Origin of the sequence: Oerskovia flava (genome assembly GCF_026163685.1) — a bacterium.
Taxonomy (GTDB): Bacteria; Actinomycetota; Actinomycetes; order Actinomycetales; family Cellulomonadaceae; genus Oerskovia_A; species Oerskovia_A flava.
The window spans coordinates 439,058-460,121 of record NZ_JAOXSR010000002.1; the positions used below are offsets into that span (position 1 = coordinate 439,058).

Consider the following 21,064-nt stretch of genomic DNA (forward strand, 5'->3'; position numbering starts at 1 on the left):
TTTCCCGACGTGGCGCACCCTGTGCGCGCGTGGCGCGCGTCACCAGCCGGAGTCGGCGTCCAATTCCTCCAGGATCGTGGTGAGCGCGCGGGCCCCCTCCGGTGCCCCGGCGACCGTCATCGCCTCCCCCGCAGGCCCGTTGCGCAGCCCACCGACGTGCGCTCCCGCCTCGTGCGCCACGATGCTCCCGGCCGCGAGGTCCCACGGGTTCAGGCCGCGCTCGTAGTACAGGTCCAGCTCGCCGCTGGCCACGAGGCACAGGTCGATCGCCGCCGCACCCAGGCGCCGCACGTCGCGGATACGCGGGAGGAGCTCGGCGAGGACCCGGCCCTGCTCGGCCCGCCGGCGAGGGTCGTACCCGAAGCCCGTCCCGACGAGCGCGCGACCCAGGTCGGTCACCGGGTTGACCGTCACCGGCACGCCGTCCAGGGTCGCTCCCCCGCCGATCCCGGCGGTCCACGTCCGGTCGTCCACCACCGAGTGCACCGCCCCCGCGAGGACGGTCCAGCTCGCGGGGTCCGGGTCACCGGCGACCACCGCGACGGAGATGGCGTACGAGCTCACGCCGTAGAGGTAGTTCACCGTGCCGTCGATCGGGTCGATCACCCACGTCAGGCCCGACGTCCCTGCGGAGGCGCCCTCCTCCTCACCGAGGATCGCGTCGTCGGGGCGCTCCTGCGCGATCATCCGGCGCAGGAGCTGCTCGGAGTCCGCGTCCATCTGGGTGACGATGTCCACGTCGTTCGACTTGGTCGACGCGACCTCGACGCGGTCCGGCCGGCCGGCACGGACGAGCGCGCCGGCCTCCCTGGCCAACCGCTCGGCGAGGTCGCGCAGGTCGGCGATCGTGACGTCGTCGGGCAGGCGGGGGTCGTCGCTGAAGGTGATCACGCGTCACATCCTGCCGGACGGCGATCCGCCGCGGCGACCCATCCACGGACCGGGCGCGGACCAGCCGAGCCGGAGCGAGAGCAGACGGAGCCCGAAGACGAGCAGCACCACGGCGCCCTGCGTCCACACCGTGAGCGCGTCCACCTGCCACAGCACCGCGGTCGCCCCCGCACCGAGCAGCGCCGGGATCGCGTAGAGCTGGCGGTCCTGGAGGATCAGCGGGACCTCACCCGTGAGCACGTCGCGCAGGATGCCCCCACCGACGCCGGTCAGGACGCCCACGAACACCGACGCGAGCATCCCCGCACCCAGCTCGAGCCCTTTGACCGTGCCCACGAGGACGAAGAGCGCCAACGCTCCGGCATCGAGGACGATGATCGTGCGGCGCATGCGCTCCAGGCGCGGGTGAAAGAAGAAGATCACGAGGCCGGCGAGCACCGCCGTGGCCACGAGCCGCCAGTCGGAGATGCCGACGGGCGGCACGGCGCCGATGAGCACGTCGCGCAGCATCCCGCCCCCGAGACCCGCTGCCCAGGCCAGCACGAGCACCCCGAAGACGTCGAACCGCTTGCGCACCGCGGACAGGCCGCCCGACAGCGCGACGCAGAAGATGCCGCCCAGCTCGAGCACGTCGTTCAGGGGGAGGTCCGGGGTCACACCACGCATCATCCCAGCCTCCCGTCTCCCCGCCCAGGCCAGGCGGCACGCCGACGCGAGTCCGCGGCACACCGCACCGCTTGTCGCACCACAGGCACGGGAGATGGCACCCTCGAGGAAGCGGGTGCCGGCCGGAGTGCACCGATCTGCTGGGTGTTGGAGGAATCGATGGGCGAGCTGGAGCTGGTGAAGCTGCACGAGGACGGGGAGCACCTGGTCCTCGCCGGGGCAGACGGCACGCAGTTCGTGCTGCCCATCACCGAGTCGTTGCGCGCCGCCGTGCGTCGGGACCGGCCGCAGCTCGAGCACCTGCGCGCCCAGGACGCGAGCAGCCTGCCGCCGCGTGAGATCCAGGCACGCCTGCGTGCCGGGCAGTCGGTGGACGAGGTCGCCGAGACGGCGGGCATCCCCACCGAGCAGGTCCGGCGGTACGCAGGCCCCGTCGAGGCGGAGCAGGAGTACGTGATCCGCCGGGCGCAGTCGACCGTCGTCGGGCACGACGCCGACTCCCCCACCCTCGGTGACCTCGCGTCCGCGCGGCTCACCGCCCGCGACGTCGACCCCGAGAGCGTCGAGTGGACGGCCGCGCGGGAGACCGGCAAGCCGTGGGTCCTCACCGCCGCCTTCCGGATCGGCGAGAAGACCCGCACCGCACGGTGGACGTACGACCCGTCGAGCCGCGCGCTGCACGACCTCGACGACGAGGCCCGCTGGCTCTCCCAGGGCGAGACGGCCGACGCGCCGCTCCCCCGCGGCATCGGCGCGCCCGTCTTCGACGTCGACGCGGCACCGCGCCGCGCGCTCGCCGCGGTGCCCCCGCCGGCGGCCGAGCCTGACGACGCACCGCCCCCGCCGGCGGAGCCCGCCGACGACGAGACCGCGACCCTGCTCGACGCGCTCAGCCAACGACGGGGGGTGCGCGCCCCGAGCACCGAGAGCACCGACGACCTCGACGACGAGACCGGCGACCACGACCCGCCGGGGCCCGAGCACCGGCCCGACGAGTTCGGCCCGCAGAGCACGTTCGACCTCGAGGGCCTGGATCCCCCGGCCCTGGCGTCGCACCCCTCACGCGGCGCGACGGTCCTCACGCTCGCCCGGCCTCGGGTCGAGCTCGCGGCGACCGACGGCACGACGAGCACCGACGACGTCAGCCGTGCGGACGACGCACCCCGCCCCCACGGGACGGAGGCGACCGACGGACCGGGGGCCGAGCACCCGTCACCGGGCGACGACCCGTCCGCGTCGGCACTTGCGACCCCACCCCCGACGTCGCCCCAGGCCCCGCCGCAGCCGTCCCCCGGATCGCACGGGCACGAGCCGGACGCCCCGAACCGGGAGGCACGACGAGCGGCGCGCAAGGGCCGCGCGAAGGTCCCGAGCTGGGACGAGATCGTCTTCGGCGCGCGACCCGAGCACTGAGGGCGCTCGCGCCGATCGCCGCGGGTCAGCCGTCCTGGTCGGCGAGGTCCAGGTAGAGCGAACCGGGCGACCCGGCGAGCACGCGGGCGGAGCGGGACGTCATCCTCCGCATGTGGTGGCGGCGGCAGAGCACCTCGTAGCTCACCTCGCCGGCGTCCGTGTCGCCGACGACGACCTGCGCGCCCTCGACCACCATCTGCCCATCGACCGTCCGGGCGTTGTGGGTCGCGCGCGCACCGCACCAGCACAGGGACTGCACCTGGAGCACCTCGACACGGTCCGCGAGCTCGATCAGGCGCGTCGAGCCCGGGAAGAGGCGGGTGCGGAAGTCGGTCGTGATGCCGAAGGCGAAGACGTCGATCTCGATCTCGTCCACCAGTCGTGCGAGCTGCTCGACCTGGTCGCACGAGTAGAACTGCGCCTCGTCGCACACGAGGTACTCCACGCTCCCCCGCCCACGCTCACCGGTGACCTCGGCCCAGAAGTCGGTGGTGTCGGTGACCTCGCGCGCCACGACCTCGAGACCGAGCCGCGAGGACAACCGGTCGTTGCCGGCGCGGTCGTCACGGGTGAAGATCAGGCCACGCCGGCCCCGGGCGGCGTGGTTGTGGTCGAGCTGGAGGGCGAGGGTGGACTTGCCGCAGTCCATCGTCCCGGAGAAGAAGACGAGCTCAGCCACGGTGGTCTGCCTTTCGTGTCATGGAGCCGCTCACGCCTGCGCGACGAGGAGCGGGACCTGCATCTCACGGGCGGTCAAGGAGCCGTGCACCCCGACGAGGGTCAGCGACGCCGCGGTCTGCGTCCGGGTGTCGACGACCGTCGCCCGGCCGCGCATCGCCACGACCACGTCGCCGATGGTGGGCCGGACCCGATCGCTCGTGCCCGGCCCGAAGCGCCCGGCGTCCACCAGGTCGTCGCGCAGCGCCACGACCGCGGCATCACCCAGGACGTCGGTCCAGCGGGACGCGACGGCCTCGGCGGACCCTGGCGACGTGTAGACGTGCACGGCGCGGGGCTCTCCCCCGACCAGCTCGACGTCGCGCGAGAGCTCGGGCGTCGCTGCGACGTCCCAGCGGGCGGCGAGGTCGACGTCGACCATCCCGTGGTCCGCCGTGATCACCAGGAGCGTCCCGGTGGGCAGCGAGCGGGCGAGCCGGGCGAGCTCACGGTCGAGCGCCTCGAGCTCGTCCCCCCACTGCCAGGACTCCGACCCGTGGTGGTGGCCCGCCTTGTCGACCTCTCCCCAGTAGAGGTAGACCAGGCCGGGCGAGCGCAGCGCACGGACCGTCCGGTCGACCCGGTCGGCGAGCGACTCGGCGGCCAGGTACGTGCCGCCGCTCAGGGCCGCGACCGTCATGCCGGACCCGGCGAACCGTGCCGGCCCGGTCGACGCGACGGCGATCCCGGCGCCGGCGACGACCCGCAGCACCGGCGGCTCCTGCTGGAGCTCGGCCGGAGGCGGTGCGCCGTCCCACGAGACCATGTTGGCCAGGCCGCCCGTGGCGGGGTTGCGCTGGGTGTACCCGAGCATCCCGGTCCGCCCCGGGGCGGTGCCCGTCCCGAACGTCCCCAGCGCGGCCGCGGTGGTGCTCGGGAAGCTCGTGCTCAGCCGCCGGGCGGCAGGCAGCAGCGAGCGCAGGAACGGCGCGTGCCCAGCCCGGTCGGCGAGGTTGGCGTACCCGAGCCCGTCGACGAGCACGACGCAGACCCGCTCCGCCGCCGGCAGGCCCAGGTCGCGGCAGGCGTCCGCGGCGTCGATCCCGGTCGAGGTGACGTGCTCGACACCGAGGGCGCCCGCGACCCCGGGCAGCACGCCGGCGAGGCTGTCGGTCCCGTACCGGGGCCGGACCAGGTCGTGGGGAAGCGCCGACACGTCGGTCGACATCACCCCGCCCGTCGCACGGTGCGGCCGGTGGTCGCGGCGGAGAGCACGCGGGCGAATGCCACGGCGGCACGGACCGCGTCCCGGCCCTCGGCCTCGGCGCTGACCCGCACGACGATGTCGTCCGGGGTGAGCTGCCCGGTCAGGCCGTGGTCGGCGTCGCAGCTCGGGTCGGGGCACTGCGCGGGCTCCAGGTCCACGCGCGAGACCGCGCCCCAGCCGATCGCGAGGGTGACCTCGAGGGGCGGGGTGCCCGCGCGGTGCGTCTGCGGGTCGGCGACGACGTGGGTGAGGGACACCGAGCGCAGCTCGGTGACCGGCACGGACTCGGTGGTCGCGGCCGCGGACGCCGACGGGTTCTCGCTGTCGGCGGGGTGGTCGTCGACGTGGGTGGTCACCAGACGCGTCGGCGTCAGGACCAGGACCGTCAGGTGGCGACGGACCTCGGAGGCGTCGAAGGTCGTCTCGGCCAGGACGAGGTGGGCGACGATCTCCTCGTCCGCGACGGCGATGTCGAGCACGTCCTGCACGAGGTCCGGGTAGTAGCCGGCACGGTGCAGCTGGTCGGTGAGGTCGGTCCAGGCGTCGGAGGTTGCTGAGGGCACCCGCGCATTCTCCCACCCGCGCGAGCGCGCGTGCCAGCCCGTCCCGTCCGGCGTCCGGACGTCAGCCGGGCAGGGCACGCCGCAGGGCGTCCGCGCGCTGGGCGTCGGCGAGCACGAGCTGGGCGTCGAGGACCGCCACCCCGCGCTCCGCGACCACCACCGGATACAGCTCGAGGCTGCGCAGCTCGGGCAGGTCGTCGGCCATGACCGAGACCCGGGCGAGCAGGTCCTCGAGGGCGGCGGTGTCCGAGACGGCGGTCCCCATGTACCCGAACAGCCGCGGGGCGGCGCGGACCGAGCGGACCATGGCGCCGACGTCGACCTGCGTGAGCGGCGGCACGCCGTAGCTGACGTCGCCGAGCAGGTCGACCGCGTCGCCGGCGAGACCGAAGGACACGACCGGGCCGAACAGCTGGTCCTCGGTCGACCGGATCACGCACGCGACGCCCGAGTCGGCCATGCGCTGGACCTCGAGCGGGGCCTCCGCCGCGGCCGGCAGCACCGACCCGAGCGTCGCCCGCATCTGCGCGACGTCCGTCCGCAGCTCGGTGGCGTCCCCGATGTCGAGGCGTACCCCGCCGAGGTCCGCGCGGTGCCGCAGCCCCGGCGCCGTGCTCTTCAACGCGACGGGCCAGCCGACCTCCTCGGCCGCGGCCACGGCGTCGTCCGCGGTGCTCACACGACGCGACGGCCACAGCTCGATGCCGTAGCACGCGAGCAGGCGGCCGGTGGTGGCGGGGTCCAGCGCGAGCCTGCCGGAGACGGGCACCAGCAGCTCCTCGACCAGCGCACGCGCGCGAGGGCTGTCGATCCCCTCCGGCCGTACGACGGTCCCGTGGTCGGCCTCCCGCCACCGCGCGTAGCGCACCACGGCACCGAGCGCCGCCACGGCGTCCTCGGGCGTCGAGCAGGCGGGCACGCAGCGGGTCGAGCCGTCGGGGGCCGTCGCCGAGAGCGCCTCGGTGATGCCGTGCAGGCCGAGCATGCTGGCGACGGTCGGGCGCCCCGTGCGCGCGGCCGCCTCCGCGACGACGCGGCTCACCCGGCCCGGTCCCGGCCGCAGGGTCGGCACGTGCACCACGACGACGACGTCGCACGCGTCCGGCGCGTAGAGCGCCTCGACGGCGCTGACGACCTGCGCGTCGTCCGCGTCCTCCGGCAGGAAGTCGGACGACGCGGAGACGATGAGGCCCGCCGAGGACGCGGCCTCCGCGACGAGGGCCGCGAGCGCCGCCGAGCTCGCGAGGATGCCGACCCGGCGTCCCGCGGGCAAGGGCTGGTGGGCGAGGAGCTGGGCGATGTCGACCATGTGGTGGGTGTTGTCGGCCCGGATGACGCCGGACTGGCGGAGCATCTCCTCGAGCGTGCGCCGGGGTGCGCGGGTGGAGCGCACCGCGTGGCCGGGCGGTACGACCTGGCCGGACCGTCCGGCGGTGACGACGACGACGGGCTTGACCGACGCGAGCCGACGGGCGATCCGGGAGAACTTGCGCGGGTTGCCGATGGACTCGAGGTACAGGCACGCGACCGCCGTGCTCGGGTCGTCCTGCCAGTACTGCATGACGTCGTTGCCCGAGACGTCCGCACGGTGGCCCGCGGAGACGAACGAGGAGACGCCGATCCCGCGGCGGCGGGCGGTGGCGAGCAGGGTGACGGCCATCGGCGCGGACTGGCAGAAGAAGCCGATCGACCCGGGCGCCGGGACGTCCTCGGCGAGGCTCGCCCGCAGCACGTGCTCGGGCGTGGAGGTGAACAGCCCGTAGCTCGCCGGGCCGACGACCCGCATGCCGGCGCCGTGCGCGACGCGCAGCAGCTCGCGCTGGAGGGCGAGCCCGTCGGGGCCGGTCTCGGCGTACCCGCCCGAGAGGACCACGACGCCCCGCACGCCGAGCCGGGCGAGCCGTCGCACGGCGTCGATCGCCTCGGGCGGGCGGACCGCCAGCAGGGCGAGGTCGGCAGGGCCGGGCACGTCGTCGAGGTCCGCCCAGTAGCGCACCCCCGGCGCGGGCGGCCCGGTGACGCCCACGACGTGCAGCTCCTGGCCGTCGGGGAGCGCGTGGGCGGTACCGGCGGGTTCGTGGGCGGTACCGCCGCGTTCGTGGGTGGTGCCGCCGAGGGCGTTGGCGAGGACGCGCTGGGCGATCAGCTCGTCCGTCGAGACGCCCGAGCCGGGCGCCGCGGACGCTGCCGCCGCGACGACGTCGGGCCGCGGGCCGACGAGCACGACCCGGCGCGCGGAGAGCAGGCCCTGCATGCTGCGGGCCTCGGCCCGGTGCTCGCGGTCCGCCATGACGGCGCGGGACCGGTCGGTGGGGTCCAGGTCGATGCTCACGGTGACGATCCCGTCGTCGACGTGCTGCTCGACGTCGTAGCCGGCCTCCTTGAACACCGCGAGCATCTTGCCGTTCTGCGGCAGCACCTCGGCAGTGAACCGCCGCACGCCCCGCTCGCGCGCGGCCGCGGCGAGGTGCTCGAGCAGGACGGAGCCGAGCCCGCGGCCCTGCTCGGCGTCGGCGATGTTGAACGCCACCTCGGCCTCGTGCGTGCCGACGCGGTCGAAGCGGCCGACGCCGAGGATCTCGTCGCTCTCGGCGCCCGTGCGCACGGCGACGAGCGCGACCCGGTCGTCGTGGTCGACGGTCGTGAACCGGACGAGGTCGCGGTCGGACAGCCGCTCCATCGCCGCGAAGAAGCGCAGGTAGGTGGAGCGCTCGGACTGGCCGACGTGGAAGCGCTGGAGCGCGGGCGCGTCGTCGGGCCGGATCGGGCGCAGGTGCGTGGTGCTCCCGTCGCGCAGGACGACGTCGGCCTCCCACTCCACGGGGTAGCGCGCGGCGCCCTCGGCATCTCCTGACGTCGGTGTGCTCACCCGACCCAGGCTATGTGCTCGCGGCGCGGCGCGGGGTGCGCACGCGCGCGCCCCGCGACAATGGGAGCCACCGGTGTAGGACCACGTGGGCGGCACCGGGTACGGTGCCACCGGCACGACGACGATTCCCCCGACCGACACGCGAGACCGCAGGAGCCCGACGACACATGGCGCGCAGATCCGCCTCCTCGAGACCTCCGCTCGACCCGAGCGAGATCAACGAGACGATCATCGACATCGACGTCGCCTCCGAGATGGAGGGGTCGTTCCTCGAGTACGCGTACTCGGTCATCTACGCGCGCGCCCTGCCGGACGCCCGCGACGGGCTCAAGCCCGTGCAGCGACGGATCCTCTTCCAGATGGCCGACATGGGGCTGCGCCCCGACCGGGCGCACGTGAAGTCGGCCCGCGTCGTCGGCGAGGTGATGGGCAAGCTGCACCCGCACGGTGACACGGCCATCTACGACGCGCTCGTCCGCCTCGCGCAGCCGTTCTCCCTGCGCCTGCCGCTCGTCGACGGCCACGGCAACTTCGGGTCGCTCGACGACGGCCCCGCGGCGCCGCGCTACACCGAGGCGCGGCTCGCGACGTCGGCCACCGCGATGACGACGGGTCTGGACGAGGACGTCGTCGACTTCGTCCCGAACTACGACAACAAGCTCACCCAGCCCGAGGTCCTGCCCGCGGCGATCCCCAACCTGCTCGTCAACGGCGCGTCGGGCATCGCGGTGGGCATGGCGACGAACATGGCGCCCCACAACCTCGTCGAGGTCGTCGCCGCGGCGCAGCACCTCATCAAGCACCCCGAGGCGGACCTCGACGCCCTCATGCGGTTCGTGCCCGGCCCGGACCTGCCCACCGGAGGCAAGATCGTCGGGCTCGACGGCATCCGCGACGCCTACCGCACGGGTCGCGGCTCCTTCCGCACCCGCGCGACGGCACGGATCGAGAACGTCACCCCGAAGCGCAAGGGCATCGTCTTCACCGAGCTGCCCTACCTCGTCGGCCCGGAGAAGGTGATCGAGAAGATCGCCGAGGGCGTCAAGGCCAAGAAGATCCAGGGCGTGACCAACGCGACGGACCTCACCGACCGGTCGCACGGCCTGCGGCTCGTCGTCGAGGTCAAGACGGGCTTCAACCCGGAGGCCGTGCTCGAGCAGCTCTACCGGTACACACCGCTCGAGGACTCGTTCGGCATCAACAACGTCGCCCTCGTCGAGGGCCAGCCGCGCACGCTCGGGCTGCGCGAGCTGCTGCAGGTGTGGGTCGCGCACCGGATCGACGTCGTCCGTCGTCGCAGCGCCTACCGTCTCGCCAAGCGCCAGGACCGCCTGCACCTCGTGCTCGGGCTCCTCGTCGCGATCGTCGACATCGACGAGGTCATCCAGGTGATCCGCTCGAGCGACGACGCGCGCACCGCCCGCGCCCGGCTGCAGGACGTCTTCGACCTGTCGGAGGCCCAGGCCGAGTACATTCTCGAGCTCCAGCTGCGCCGCCTGACGAAGTTCTCCCGCATCGAGCTCGAGAAGGAGCAGGAGGCGCTCGAGCGCGAGATCGCCGAGCTCGCCGAGATCCTCGCCGACGAGGCGCGGCTGCGCGGCGTCGTGTCGAGCGAGATGACCGAGGTCGCCAAGACCTACGGCACCCCGCGGCGCACCATCCTGCTCGAGTCCGCCGGCGCCGGTCCGTCCTCGTCCGCCGCGACCGTGGTCCCGCTCGAGGTCGAGGACACCCCCTGCTGGGTGCTCTTCTCCGCGACCGGGCTGCTCGCCCGCACCGCCGACGGCTCGGTTCCCGGCCGCAGCGGGTCCCGTGCCGCGCACGACGTCCTGCGCGGGTCGGTCCTCGCGAGCGCCCGCGGCGAGGTCGGCCTCCTCACGAACCGCGGTCGCGTCGTGCGGGTGTCGGTCCTCGACCTGCCGGGCCTGCCGCCGACCGACGGCGCGCCGAGCCTGTCGGGCGGCGTCCCGCTCAGCGAGGTCGTCGCACTCGACCCGGGCGAGACCGCCGTGACGATCGTCTCGCTGGCCCCGGACGCGCCGTCGCTCGCCCTGGGCACCGCGCAGGGGGTGGTCAAGCGACTCGCGCCCGGTGAGGTCCCGTCCAACCGGGACTCCTGGGACGTCGTGTCCCTCAAGGACGGCGACGTCGTGGTCGGCGCCGCCCCGGCCGAGGACACCGACGAGCTGGTCTTCGTCAGCTCGGATGCCTCGTTGCTGTCGTTCCGCGCGACGGCGGTCCGCCCGCAGGGTCGTTCCGCCGGCGGCATGGCGGGCATCCGCCTCGCGGCCGGTCAGGAGGTCACGTTCTTCGGTGTCGTCCCGGCGGACGTCCGCGACCTGGTGACCGTCGTGACGGTCGCGGGTTCCTCGGACGCCCTCCCCGGGACGCAGGTCGGCGCGGCGAAGGTCACGCCGTACGAGCTCTACCCGGGTAAGGGCCGCGCGACCGGCGGGGTCCGCGCACAGCGCTTCCTCAAGGGCGAGGACCGTCTCGTCCTGGCCTGGGTCGGCGAGGGCCCGGCCCGTGCGGTCGGCGCCGCCGGCCAGCCGGTCGACCTGCCCGCACCCGTCGAGCGCCGCGACGGCTCGGGCGTCCCCCTCCCCGGCCCCGTCACGGCCATCGGCTGACGCCTCCCCCGGCTGTGGGCGGGATGGTGGTGCGAATCCGCTGGCGGATTCACACCACCATCCCGCCCACAGCACTCGGGTCAGAGCTCGATGGAGTACATCCGCGAGCCACTGACCTTCTCGTAGCCCAGGCTCGCGTAGAGGCCGGTGGCGCCGGTGGGGTTCGCCGTGTCGACGTCGAGCGCCGCGTACTGCATGCCGTCCGCCGCGAAGGCACGCATCCCGGCCGCGAGCGCCGCGACGGCGACCTTGCGGCCGCGGTAGGCGCGCCGGGCCCCGAGGATCTCGGTGTAGCCGAAGGTGTAGCCCCGCACCGGGAAGTCCTCGTCGAAGCGCGCCGCGAGCTCGTAGCCGACGACGAGCGGTGCGCCCTCGCGCAGCGCCGTCGCGGTCTCGGCGTCGGTGTCCGGGTCGGCCAGCAGCGCCTCGACGTCCGGGGTGTCGTCGACGACGCAGAAGGACCACTGCGGGGCGAACTCCGAGCGACCGTGGTTCCACGTCTGAGGGTCGCGCGGCTCGCTGCCCCAGTGGTCGCGGAAGGCGTCGTTGTGGGCAAGCCGCGTGGCCTCGTCGAGATCGGGCGACCACGGCACGACGCGCAGCGACCCGTCGAGCGTGACCTCCGGGACGGGGGCGGCGAGGTCGCGCCGCAGGTCGGCGTAGAACCGGCGCTCGACGAACCCGGCACGGCGGTAGAGCCGGTGCTTGGCCTCGGGGCCGGTGTCCTCCGCGTAGGCGGCGAGGCGGGCGGGCACGTCCTTGCCCGAGGCGGCCAGCACCTGGCGTCCGCGCGCGACCTGCCAGGCGAAGAGCTCGCGGCCGATGCCCTCGCCGCGGCGGGCGGGGTGCACGCCGCCCCACAGGAACGCGCGCACCGTGCGCACGTCGGCGGGCGGCGAGTCGACCATCGCGTAGGCCCGCAGCGCGCCGTCGGCGTCGAACCCCAGGAGCGAGTCGCTCTCGAACCGGCGCCACGGCGCGCTCAGCGTCTCCTCCATCTCGCCGAGGGTCTCGCGGTAGGGCTCGTCGTCCGCCTCGGCGATGAGGTTGCGCAGAGCCAGCAGCACGGGCGCGTCGGCAGCCGCAGCGGGCCGCCAGGTGAGGTCCCCCGCGGTGATCTCGGGCAGCGTCGACGGCGCGGCGGCCCGCTCGGCGATGGGCGGCGTCGGTGACTCTCCTGCTACCGGACCGCTGCCGGGATCGGTGGCGGGGGCGGAGGTGGGGGCGGTCGCGGGGACGGCGGGGGCATCGGCCATGGGTCCACGCTAGAGCCGCGACCGGCGTCGGGCATCTGAATATCCCCGACACCAGACGGACGCCCACCCACCCGTCGGCGCCCCCCGGTCTACCCTGCGGGCATGTCCACTCGCACCGCCAACGCCCGCTCGCGCGCCTTCGCCGAGGCCCTGCGCACCCGTGTCGTCGTCGCGGACGGCGCGATGGGCACGATGATCCAGGACCAGGACCCGAGCCTCGAGGACTACGAGCAGCTCGAGGGGTGCAACGAGATCCTCAACGTCTCGCGTCCCGACATCATCGCGTCCGTGCACGACGCCTACCTCGAGGTGGGTGTCGACTGCATCGAGACGAACACGTTCGGTGCGAACTGGTCCAACCTCTCGGACTACGACATCGACGACCGGATCCGGGAGCTGGCGGCGGCCGGGGCGCGGATCGCCCGCGAGCGGGCGGACGCGTGGTCGACGCCCGAGCACCCCCGCTGGGTGCTCGGGTCGATGGGGCCGGGCACCAAGCTCCCGAGCCTCGGGCACACGACCTACGCGCACCTGCGTGACACGTTCGCGGAGCAGGCCGCGGGTCTGCTCGACGGCGGTGCGGACGCGATCCTCGTGGAGACCAGCCAGGACCTGCTGCAGGCGAAGGCGGCGGTCAACGGGTCGCGTGCCGCGATGGCCGCCGAGGGCCGGGAGGTCCCGGTCATCGTGCAGGTGACCGTCGAGACCACGGGCACGATGCTCATGGGCTCCGAGATCGGCGCGGCCCTGACGACGCTGCAGGCGCTCGGGGTCGACGCGATCGGCCTGAACTGCGCCACCGGCCCCGCCGAGATGAGCGAGCACCTGCGCCACCTCGCCAAGCACGCGCAGGTGCCCGTGACGTGCATGCCGAACGCGGGGCTGCCCGTGCTCGGCCCGAAGGGCGCCTCCTACCCCCTGAGCCCGGCAGAGCTCGCCGCGGCGCACACGCAGTTCGTCACGGAGTTCGGGCTCGGGCTCGTCGGCGGGTGCTGCGGCACGACCCCCGAGCACCTGCGCCAGGTCGTGGAGGCCGTGCGCGACCGGCCGGTGGCCCACCGCGAACCCGTCCGGGAGAACGGCGTGGCCAGCCTGTACTCGCACGTCGACTTCCGCCAGGACGCGACGTTCCTCGCGATCGGCGAGCGCACCAACGCCAACGGCTCGAAGGCGTTCCGCGAGGCGATGCTCGCGGAGAACTGGGACGAGTGCGTGCAGATCGCGCGCGCCCAGACCCGTGACGGCGCGCACCTGCTCGACGTCTGCATCGACTACGTGGGGCGCGACGGCGTCGCCGACGTGCGGTCCGTCGTCTCGCGGCTCGCGAGCGCCTCGACGCTGCCGCTCGTCATCGACTCGACCGAGCCCGCCGTCATCGGCGCGGGCCTGGAGCTCGTGGGCGGGCGGGCCGTCGTGAACTCGGTGAACTTCGAGGACGGCGACGGCCCGACCTCCCGATTCGCCCGGATCATGCCCCTCGTGCGCGAGCACGGGGCCGCGGTGATCGCCCTGACGATCGACGAGGAGGGCCAGGCGCGCACCGCCGCCACGAAGGTCGCGATCGCCTCCCGCCTCATCGACACCCTCACGGGCGAGTGGGGTGTGCGGCTGGACGACATCATCGTCGACACCCTGACGTTCCCCATCGCCACGGGGCAGGAGGAGACGCGTCGCGACGCCATCGAGACCATCGAGGCGATCCGCGAGCTCGTCCGCAGGTACCCGGGCGTGCACACCACGCTCGGTGTCTCGAACGTCTCGTTCGGGCTCAACCCGGCGGCGCGCACGGTGCTCAACTCGGTGTTCCTGCACGAGGCCGTCCAGGCCGGCCTTGACTCGGCGATCGTGCACGCGGCGAAGATCCTGCCGCTCGCCTCCATCCCCGACGAACAGCGCCAGGCGGCCCTCGACCTCGTCTGGGACAGGCGCCGGTACGACGACGAGGGCAACCTCACGCACGACCCGCTCGCCCATCTGCTGGACCTGTTCTCCGGCGTCGACTCCGCGGCGCTCAAGGACGCGCGGGCCGCCGAGATGGCGGCGCTGCCGGTGGGTCCGCGCCTCGAGCGCCGGATCGTCGACGGCGAGCGCAAGGGTCTCGAGGACGACATCTCCGAGGCCCTCGCGGACGGCATGAAGGCCCTCGACATCGTCAACGACCACCTGCTCGCCGGCATGAAGACCGTGGGCGAGCTCTTCGGGTCGGGCCAGATGCAGCTGCCCTTCGTCCTGCAGTCGGCCGAGGTGATGAAGGGCGCCGTCGCGCTCCTCGAGCCGCACATGGAACGCCTCGACGACGCCGACACGGCGACGAAGGGCACCATCGTGCTCGCGACCGTGCGCGGCGACGTGCACGACATCGGCAAGAACCTCGTCGACATCATCCTCACCAACAACGGCTACACGGTCGTGAACATCGGCATCAAGCAGTCGATCAGCGCGATGATCGACGCCGCCGAGGAGCACGACGCGGACGTCATCGGCATGTCGGGGCTGCTCGTGAAGTCCACGGTCGTCATGCGCGAGAACCTCGAGGAGCTCACGTCTCGCGGCCTCGCGGGCCGCTGGCCCGTCCTCCTCGGCGGCGCCGCTCTCACCCGTACCTACGTCGAGGACGACCTCGCGGGCGAGTTCCCCGGCGTCGTCCGGTACGCGCGCGACGCGTTCGAGGGCCTGCGCCTGATGGAGCCGCTCGTGCGGATCGCGCGCGGTGAGGCGCCCGACGCCGTCGGGCTGCCGCCGCTCAAGAAGCGCCGCCACGCCGTCGCGACCGTCACGCAGACGCCCCTGGAGGACCTGCCGGCGCGCTCCGACGTCGCCTCCGACAACCCGGTGCCCGCACCGCCGTTCTGGGGCACCCGCATCGTCAAGGGGATCCAGCTCGCCGACTACGCGGCCTACCTCGACGAGCGCGCGACGTTCATGGGCCAGTGGGGCCTCAAGCCCGGGCGCGGCGACGCCGGGGCGTCCTACGAGGAGCTGGTGGAGACCGAGGGTCGTCCCCGCCTCAACGCGTGGCTCGAGCAGATCCGCACCGACGGCATCGTCGACCCGTCGGTGGTCTACGGGTACTTCCCCGTGTGGTCCGAGGGCGACGACGTGGTCGTCGCCCACCACGGCGCGGGGCTGGCCGGCCTCGGCGCGCCCGACGGCGGGTCGGGCGGCGAGCCCGGCACCGAGCGGTTGCGCTTCACGTTCCCGCGGCAGCGCCGCGACCGGCACCTGTGCCTCGCGGACTACGTCAGGCCGCGGTCCTGGGTCGAGGAGACCGGCCGGTTCGACGTGCTGCCCGTGCAGCTCGTCACCGTGGGCGACACCGTGGACGTGCACACCGCACGGCTGTTCGCCGCGAACAAGTACCGCGAGTACATGGAGCTGCACGGCCTGTCCGTCCAGCTCACCGAGGCGCTCGCCGAGATGTGGCACGCGCGGGTGCGCGCCGAGCTCGGGTTCGCCGAGGAGGACCCCGAGACCGCCGAGGGCATGTTCAAGCTCGAGTACCGCGGCGCACGGTTCTCCCTCGGCTACCCCGCGTGCCCCGACATGGAGGACCGCCGCAAGGTCGTCGAGCTCCTGCGGCCGGACCGCGTCGGCGTCGTGCTGTCCGACGAGCTCCAGCTCCACCCCGAGCAGTCCACCGACGCGTTCGTCCTGCACCACCCGGAGGCGACGTACTTCTCCGTCTGAGTCTCGCGGGAGCGAGCATCACCGACGGGTCGCTCAGTCGATCCCTTCGGCGGCGAGCGCGTCGGAGAGCAGCGCGACGAGGGCGTCGAGCTGGACGTCGGTGGACGACGAGACGTCGTCGTCGCCCGCCCCGTCCAGTGCCCGTGCGGCCAGCCCGGACTTGCTGTCGATGAGCTCGGCGATCGTCGAGTCGATGGTCTGGGCCGCGATGATCCGCCACGCGGTGACCGGCTCGGCCTGGCCGATCCGGTGGATCCGGTCGATGGCCTGGGTCTGCTCGGCGTGCGTCCACGACAGCTCGGCGAGCACCATGTTGGAGGCCACCTGGAGGTTCAGCCCCACTCCGGCGGCCGTCAGGGAGCACACCACGATCGACACGTCGGGGTCTTGCGTGAACGCGGCGATGTTCTTCTCGCGCACCGTGGTCGACTGGTCACCGCGGATGGAGGCGTAGCCGATGCCGCGGTCCGCGAAGACCTGCTCGGCGTGGTCCATCACGTCGACATGCTTGGCGAAGAACACCACCTTGCCGACGTTGCGGGCGAGCTGCGCGGCGTAGTCGGCCGCCAGTCCGGCCTTGGCCTGACCGATCCGGCGGACCATCGTGAACACGTTCTCGCCACCGGCCCGCGAGCTCGAGTCCTTGAGCTCCGACGCCGCCACCCTGCGTGCGAGGGCGAGGTCGACCCCGTCGGCGGCGGCGTCGTGGTCGTCGACGGCGTCGACGACACGCGCCTCCACGGCGGACCGGTAGCGGCCGATCAGTCGGCGGGCGAGCGCGGTCTCGGCGGCCCGGATCGATCGTCCCACGGCGCCGTCGAGCTCGACCGGCAGGTCCGCCACCCGCCGGGCGGGGATGTCGGCGACCACCTCGGACTTGCGACGCCGCACGATGCCCAGGTCGATCACGGCGGCCCGGGCGGCGGAGTAGAACCCCATGTCGGCCGGGGTGAGCCCGGTCTCCTCGAGCGCGGTCAGCAGCGCGGCGAGCGGCTTCTTGTCGTCGATCCACCCGAGGAACTGCCAGATAGCCCGGAAGTCCTCGATATCGTTGATCAGCGGGGTGCCGGTGAGCGCCATGAGGAGCGGCCGGGCGGTCCGTTCCCGGATCCGCTCGGAGACGGCGAGCACGTGCTGGGAGCGCTGAGAACCCTTGTTCTTGATGTAGTGCGCCTCGTCGACGACCATGCCGCGGAAACCGAGGTCGCCGAGCCAGCCGACGTGCCGGTCCAGGAGCTCGTAGTTCACGATCACGACGTCCGCGAACCCGTCGACCCGCTCGCCGTCGCCATGGACAACGGTCGAGCGACGCTGCGGCGACCACATCCCGACCTCGTGCGCCCAGTTCGTCTTCACCACGTTGGGCGCCACGACCAGCAGCGGGTAGGCGTCGGCCGCCTGGGCGGCGAGCAGCGCCTGGGCGGTCTTGCCGAGCCCGGGCTCGTCGGCGAGCAGGAAGGTGCGGTGGCCGCGAGCCGCGGCCTCGACGACCTGTGCCTGGTGCGGCATCAGCGTCCGGCCCTGCGGAGCGGACACCGAGCGTGGCACAGGAAGCGGCATGCAGGCCGGTGCGCCGGGGTCGGCGTACTCGAAGGACCGGAAGAGCGGCTCGAGCAGCTCCCAGCCTGCCAGTCGGCGGGCCCGCGGGGCCCGCCGCTCGGCCGCAGCCTCGAAGTCGGGGGCGAGGAACGGGTTCGCCCGCTGGCGCGAGATCACCGAGAGGGGCACCACCCGCTTCTCCGCACCGGGCACCGGCGCGGGCGGCGCGGCCGGCGGGGGCTCCTCGGGCGGCTCCAGCCCGCCGGCGCGCATCACGGTCGCCATGAAGGTGCGTGCCCCCTCGGAGACCCGGGCGTCCTCGGCGAGCAGCTCGAGCAGCGAGGTGTCCCGGGCAGCGATCTTCGCCAGCAGCGTCGCCACCCCGTCGAGACGCTTGAGCTGCTGGACCCGCTGGGACTCGGTCAGGGCGGCGTCGGCCCGTACCCGGGCCCGCTCCTCCCGCACGAGGAGCGCGACGACCTGGAACTTCGTGCGGACCACCGGGCGCGTCGGCGGTCGCTGCACGGCGCCGTCGACCTCGCGGGCGATGTCCGCGAGCACCGGGATGATCCCTTGCTCCGCGGGCCGCGGGGCGCGGCGGCCCGGGGCGCCGGACCCCGTCCGCGCGCGGCCGGACCGGCGTTGGCCTGGTCGTGCCACATCTCCTCCTTCGCTGCAACCCTCCCGCGACCGCGGCGCGATGCGCCGTGCCGCGCCCGCGCGCCCAGGACCGGTCGGACGCCGGACACCGGCCCGTGAGGCAGGAAGCCCGGGCCAGGGCGCTCCGATCGGCCGCCGGGTCACCGCGCAGCGTCCCCGCCTGCGCCGGCCCCGCGGACCCGTGCTCGCGCCGATGGCGACACGTAGCCGGGAGTCTCCGGGGACCACCGCGCGCCACGGACGTGGCGACGCTCGATCGCCGGAGAACCTGGAGTCTACCGCCGCGCACGGGTCTGACGAGGCAACCCGATGAGTTCACCGGCGCGATCGGGTCTACCCCTGGGACCAGAGACGACGAGCGAACCGGAGCGGACCATGGGATCCATCGAGATCGAGCTGTTCACGACCCTCGACCTCGTCGGGCAGGCGCCCGGCGGCCCGGACGAGGACCCTGAGGGGTTCCCGTTCGGCGGCTGGCAGGCACCCTTGCTCGACGACGTCGCCGGGGCGCAGGTGGCCGCCGCGTATGCGGGCACGGACGCGCTCCTGCTGGGCCGGCGCACGTACGACATCTTCGCCGCGTACTGGCCCCACCAGGAGGGTGGGGACGACGACGACATCGCGACGCTCTTCAACCGCGTCCCCAAGTACGTCGCCTCCCGCGGGACGCCGGACCTTCCCTGGGCAGGGTCGACCCGTCTCGGGCCCGACCTGGCGGGCGCCGTGCGCGAGGTCCGCGACCGGCACGAGCACGTAAAGGTCGTCGGCAGCCTGAACCTGGTGCAGACGCTCCTGCGCGACAAGCTCTTCGACCGTCTCGACCTGTGGGTGCACCCGATCGTGCTCGGCGTCGGCAAGACGCTGTTCGACGGCGGCGCGGTGCCCACCAACCTCACCCTCCTCGAACCGCCCACGGCCAGCCCCCAGGGCACCGTGCTCCTGCGCTACGGTCTGGCGGAGGGCACGCCCGGGACGGGTGACATGAGCGCACCCGCCCGGGGCGTCGCGAGTGCCGAGCACGACGCCTGAGAGGGGCACGACATGGCGATCCAGCGGATGGACAACGTCGGCGTCGTCGTCGACGACCTCGACGCGGCGGTGGCGTTCTTCCTCGAGCTCGGGATGGAGCTCGAGGGCAGGACACCGATCGAGGCGGAGTGGGCGGGTCGCGTCGTCGGTCTCGACGGGATGCGCTCCGAGATCGCGATGATGCGCGTGCCCGACGGTCCGGGCCGGCTCGAGCTGGTCCGGTACGACTCCCCGCCGCCGGTCGAGGCCGGCCTGCGGGACGCGCCGCCCCACACGCTGGGCCTGCACCGCGTGATGTTCGCCGTCGACGACATCGACGACACGGTCGAACGCCTCCGCGGCCACGGGGCCGAGCTCGTCGGGGAGATCACCCGGTTCGAGGACGCGTTCCGGCTCTGCTACCTGCGCGGCCCGGGCGGGATCATCGTCGCGCTGGCCGAGCAGATCGGGCCCTGACCCTACCCTCTCCGGTCGTCGGGGCCGCGAGCCGCGCTACGGGGCGACGGACGGTTCGCCACGCAGGACCGAGGACATCTTCTTGCCGCGTGCGACCTCGTCGACCAGCTTGTCCATCAAACGGATCTTCTGCAGGAGCGGGTCGTCGATGTCCTCGACACGATGGCCGCAGATCACGCCCGTGATGAGCGACACGTTCGGGTTCATCGCCGGCGCCTGGTCGAAGAACGTCTCGAGATCGACCTCGTCGGAGATCACCTTCTCGAGCCCGGCGGCGTCGTAGCCGGTGAGCCAGGTGATGACCGTGTCGACATCGGCTCGGGACCTGCCCTTGCGCTCCACCTTGGTCACGTAGAGCGGGTAGATGCTGGCGAAGCTCATCCCGAAGATTCGCGGGCGTGTCATCAGTGCCTCCTCCGTGCCCGCCTCAGGCGTGGCGGACCGCGACGGCAGCGAGTCCGTGGGCGGTCTCCAGACGTTCGACGAGCAGTGTCACACCGGCGGCGAGCGGCAGCAGCACGAGGTTACCGATCAGCATCGTCCGCAGGAAGGGCAGCCCGGCGACATAGCTCGCGACGAGCCCTTCGACGCCCGCCGGGTACCAGGTGCCGCGGCTCTGGAGCCAGACCCCGAAGTTCGTCCAGGCGAAGAACCACAGCGACGCACCGACGCCGAACACCGCGCCCGCGCCGACCCGGCGCCAGCCCTGCCGGTCACCGACGAGCAGCGAGCCCAGCCCGACGACGAGCCACGCGCTCCAGGTGAAGAGCGCGATGGCGGTGTTGCCCAGCACGACGTCCGAGACGACCGTGACAGCCAGGGGCACGACGAACGCCCAGCGCGAGCGCAGCAGGACGGTCGCGATGAACGTCGCGGCCGTGACGAGCTCGAGGTTCGGCGGCGCGCCGAGGTCCGCGCGCACGAGCCGCCACACGACGGCGAGCACCGCGAAGGCGACGACCAGCGCAGGTCGCCACCAGCGCGTCAGGAGGTGAACGTCTCGAGCTTCCACGTGATCTCGTCCCCGTCCTCGGTGTCGAGCGAGCCGGCTCCCACGGTAGCCATCTCGCCGTTGACGTACAGCGCCCAGAACTCGCCGTCCGGGTCGGCGGACACGCCGTCGATCCCCGTGACGAACGCGTTCTCCCCCTCGCCCGACACCTCGGCCGACGGGTCGGCCTCGAGGAGAAGCTCGAGCGCGGTGCTCCCCTCCCGGCCCTCGTAGGAGAGCTCCGGGGCCTCCCCGGTCGGCTCGTCCTGCTCGTCGGCGTCGTCCTGCGGAGCCTCGGACGTCTCCTCGCTCGCCGTGCTCTCCGAGACCGTCGGGGAGGCGGACGCCTCGTCGTTCCCCGACGCGGAGCAGCCCACGAGCAGGCCTGCGGCGAGCAGGAGGGAGGTCAGGACGGTGAACGAGCGCGCGGGCGCCTCGCGGAAGGTTCGGAGAGTCACGCGCACAGCCTACGGAGCGCCGACGACGTCGC

At 73.5% G+C, this 21,064-nt stretch carries 16 protein-coding genes; 5 read left to right on the forward strand and 11 right to left on the reverse strand.

Annotated elements, in window-relative coordinates:
- Positions 1–39: 39 nt before the first annotated feature.
- On the reverse strand, positions 40–891 hold the full coding sequence (locus tag OHL10_RS06710; protein ID WP_265521393.1) for an inositol monophosphatase family protein: 852 nt from the start codon (positions 889–891) through the stop codon (positions 40–42).
- 3 nt (positions 892–894) lie between these two features.
- Entirely contained in the window at positions 895–1,548 is a 654-nt protein-coding gene (locus OHL10_RS06715; protein ID WP_265521394.1) for a trimeric intracellular cation channel family protein, read from the reverse strand.
- A gap of 168 nt (positions 1,549–1,716) precedes the next feature.
- On the opposite strand from OHL10_RS06715, the gene sepH reads away from it, so the two are divergent.
- Positions 1,717–2,970, forward strand: a complete 1,254-nt coding sequence (gene sepH / locus OHL10_RS06720) for a septation protein SepH (RefSeq protein WP_265521395.1) — start codon at positions 1,717–1,719, stop codon at positions 2,968–2,970.
- Between the two features lie 25 nt (positions 2,971–2,995).
- Here sepH and OHL10_RS06725 read toward each other — a convergent pair whose 3' ends face one another.
- The 4 genes from OHL10_RS06725 to OHL10_RS06740 form a co-directional block, all read right to left on the reverse strand.
- Entirely contained in the window at positions 2,996–3,649 is a 654-nt protein-coding gene (locus tag OHL10_RS06725) for a thymidine kinase (RefSeq protein ID WP_265521396.1), read from the reverse strand.
- A 30-nt stretch (positions 3,650–3,679) separates the two neighbouring features.
- Positions 3,680–4,855: an alkaline phosphatase family protein gene (locus OHL10_RS06730; RefSeq protein ID WP_265521397.1), complete on the reverse strand. Its 1,176-nt coding sequence runs from the start codon at positions 4,853–4,855 to the stop codon at positions 3,680–3,682.
- Complete coding sequence (locus OHL10_RS06735) at positions 4,855–5,457, reverse strand: DUF5998 family protein (RefSeq protein ID WP_265521398.1); 603 nt, start codon at positions 5,455–5,457, stop codon at positions 4,855–4,857. Before OHL10_RS06735 ends, OHL10_RS06730 begins: the two co-directional genes overlap by 1 nt.
- Before the next feature lie 61 nt (positions 5,458–5,518).
- Positions 5,519–8,326 (reverse strand): bifunctional acetate--CoA ligase family protein/GNAT family N-acetyltransferase, encoded by a 2,808-nt coding sequence (locus OHL10_RS06740; RefSeq protein ID WP_265521399.1) that lies wholly within the window; start codon positions 8,324–8,326, stop codon positions 5,519–5,521.
- Between the two features lie 167 nt (positions 8,327–8,493).
- Here OHL10_RS06740 and OHL10_RS06745 point away from each other — a divergent pair, with 167 nt between their 5' ends.
- Positions 8,494–10,956: a DNA gyrase/topoisomerase IV subunit A gene (locus OHL10_RS06745; protein WP_265521400.1), complete on the forward strand. Its 2,463-nt coding sequence runs from the start codon at positions 8,494–8,496 to the stop codon at positions 10,954–10,956.
- A gap of 80 nt (positions 10,957–11,036) precedes the next feature.
- On the opposite strand, the gene OHL10_RS06750 is transcribed toward OHL10_RS06745, so the two are convergent.
- A complete protein-coding gene (locus OHL10_RS06750; RefSeq protein WP_265521401.1) occupies positions 11,037–12,212 on the reverse strand; it encodes a GNAT family N-acetyltransferase in 1,176 nt (391 codons plus the stop codon).
- A 102-nt stretch (positions 12,213–12,314) separates the two neighbouring features.
- On the opposite strand from OHL10_RS06750, the gene metH reads away from it, so the two are divergent.
- Positions 12,315–15,899, forward strand: a complete 3,585-nt coding sequence (metH, locus tag OHL10_RS06755) for a methionine synthase (protein ID WP_265521402.1) — start codon at positions 12,315–12,317, stop codon at positions 15,897–15,899.
- Positions 15,900–15,932: 33 nt separating this feature from the next.
- On the opposite strand, the gene OHL10_RS06760 is transcribed toward metH, so the two are convergent.
- Positions 15,933–18,098, reverse strand: a complete 2,166-nt coding sequence (locus OHL10_RS06760; RefSeq protein WP_265521403.1) for a DEAD/DEAH box helicase — start codon at positions 18,096–18,098, stop codon at positions 15,933–15,935.
- A 375-nt stretch (positions 18,099–18,473) separates the two neighbouring features.
- On the opposite strand from OHL10_RS06760, the gene OHL10_RS06765 reads away from it, so the two are divergent.
- Together OHL10_RS06765 and OHL10_RS06770 are read left to right on the forward strand one after the other, a co-directional pair.
- Positions 18,474–19,127 carry a dihydrofolate reductase family protein gene (locus tag OHL10_RS06765; RefSeq protein ID WP_265521404.1) on the forward strand — a complete coding sequence of 218 codons (654 nt, stop codon included), beginning with the start codon at positions 18,474–18,476 and terminating at the stop codon, positions 19,125–19,127.
- 12 nt (positions 19,128–19,139) lie between these two features.
- Positions 19,140–19,583 (forward strand): VOC family protein, encoded by a 444-nt coding sequence (locus OHL10_RS06770; RefSeq protein WP_265521405.1) that lies wholly within the window; start codon positions 19,140–19,142, stop codon positions 19,581–19,583.
- A gap of 36 nt (positions 19,584–19,619) precedes the next feature.
- Here the strand turns inward: OHL10_RS06770 and OHL10_RS06775 are convergent, their stop codons facing one another.
- The 3 genes from OHL10_RS06775 to OHL10_RS06785 are packed head-to-tail and all read right to left on the reverse strand — an operon-like array spanning position 19,620 to position 21,032.
- The gene (locus OHL10_RS06775; protein WP_265521406.1) at positions 19,620–19,988 is read right to left on the reverse strand and encodes a DUF2200 domain-containing protein; all 369 of its coding nucleotides are present in this window, start codon (positions 19,986–19,988) and stop codon (positions 19,620–19,622) included.
- A 22-nt stretch (positions 19,989–20,010) separates the two neighbouring features.
- Complete coding sequence (locus tag OHL10_RS06780) at positions 20,011–20,595, reverse strand: DUF6580 family putative transport protein (RefSeq protein ID WP_265521407.1); 585 nt, start codon at positions 20,593–20,595, stop codon at positions 20,011–20,013.
- Positions 20,568–21,032, reverse strand: coding sequence for a DUF4430 domain-containing protein (locus OHL10_RS06785; protein ID WP_265521408.1), 465 nt, complete (start codon positions 21,030–21,032; stop codon positions 20,568–20,570). The genes OHL10_RS06780 and OHL10_RS06785 overlap by 28 nt, the downstream gene beginning before the upstream one ends.
- Positions 21,033–21,064: the final 32 nt, after the last annotated feature.

Coding starts and splice junctions, on each gene's coding strand:
- OHL10_RS06765 (WP_265521404.1), top strand. CDS start 18,474: ATGGGATCCATCGAGATCGAGCTGTTCACGACCCTCGACCTCGTCGGG.
- OHL10_RS06745 (WP_265521400.1), top strand. CDS start 8,494: ATGGCGCGCAGATCCGCCTCCTCGAGACCTCCGCTCGACCCGAGCGAG.
- OHL10_RS06770 (WP_265521405.1), top strand. CDS start 19,140: ATGGCGATCCAGCGGATGGACAACGTCGGCGTCGTCGTCGACGACCTC.
- OHL10_RS06775 (WP_265521406.1), bottom strand. CDS start 19,988: ATGACACGCCCGCGAATCTTCGGGATGAGCTTCGCCAGCATCTACCCG.
- metH (WP_265521402.1), top strand. CDS start 12,315: ATGTCCACTCGCACCGCCAACGCCCGCTCGCGCGCCTTCGCCGAGGCC.
- OHL10_RS06750 (WP_265521401.1), bottom strand. CDS start 12,212: ATGGCCGATGCCCCCGCCGTCCCCGCGACCGCCCCCACCTCCGCCCCC.
- OHL10_RS06730 (WP_265521397.1), bottom strand. CDS start 4,855: ATGTCGACCGACGTGTCGGCGCTTCCCCACGACCTGGTCCGGCCCCGG.
- sepH (WP_265521395.1), top strand. CDS start 1,717: ATGGGCGAGCTGGAGCTGGTGAAGCTGCACGAGGACGGGGAGCACCTG.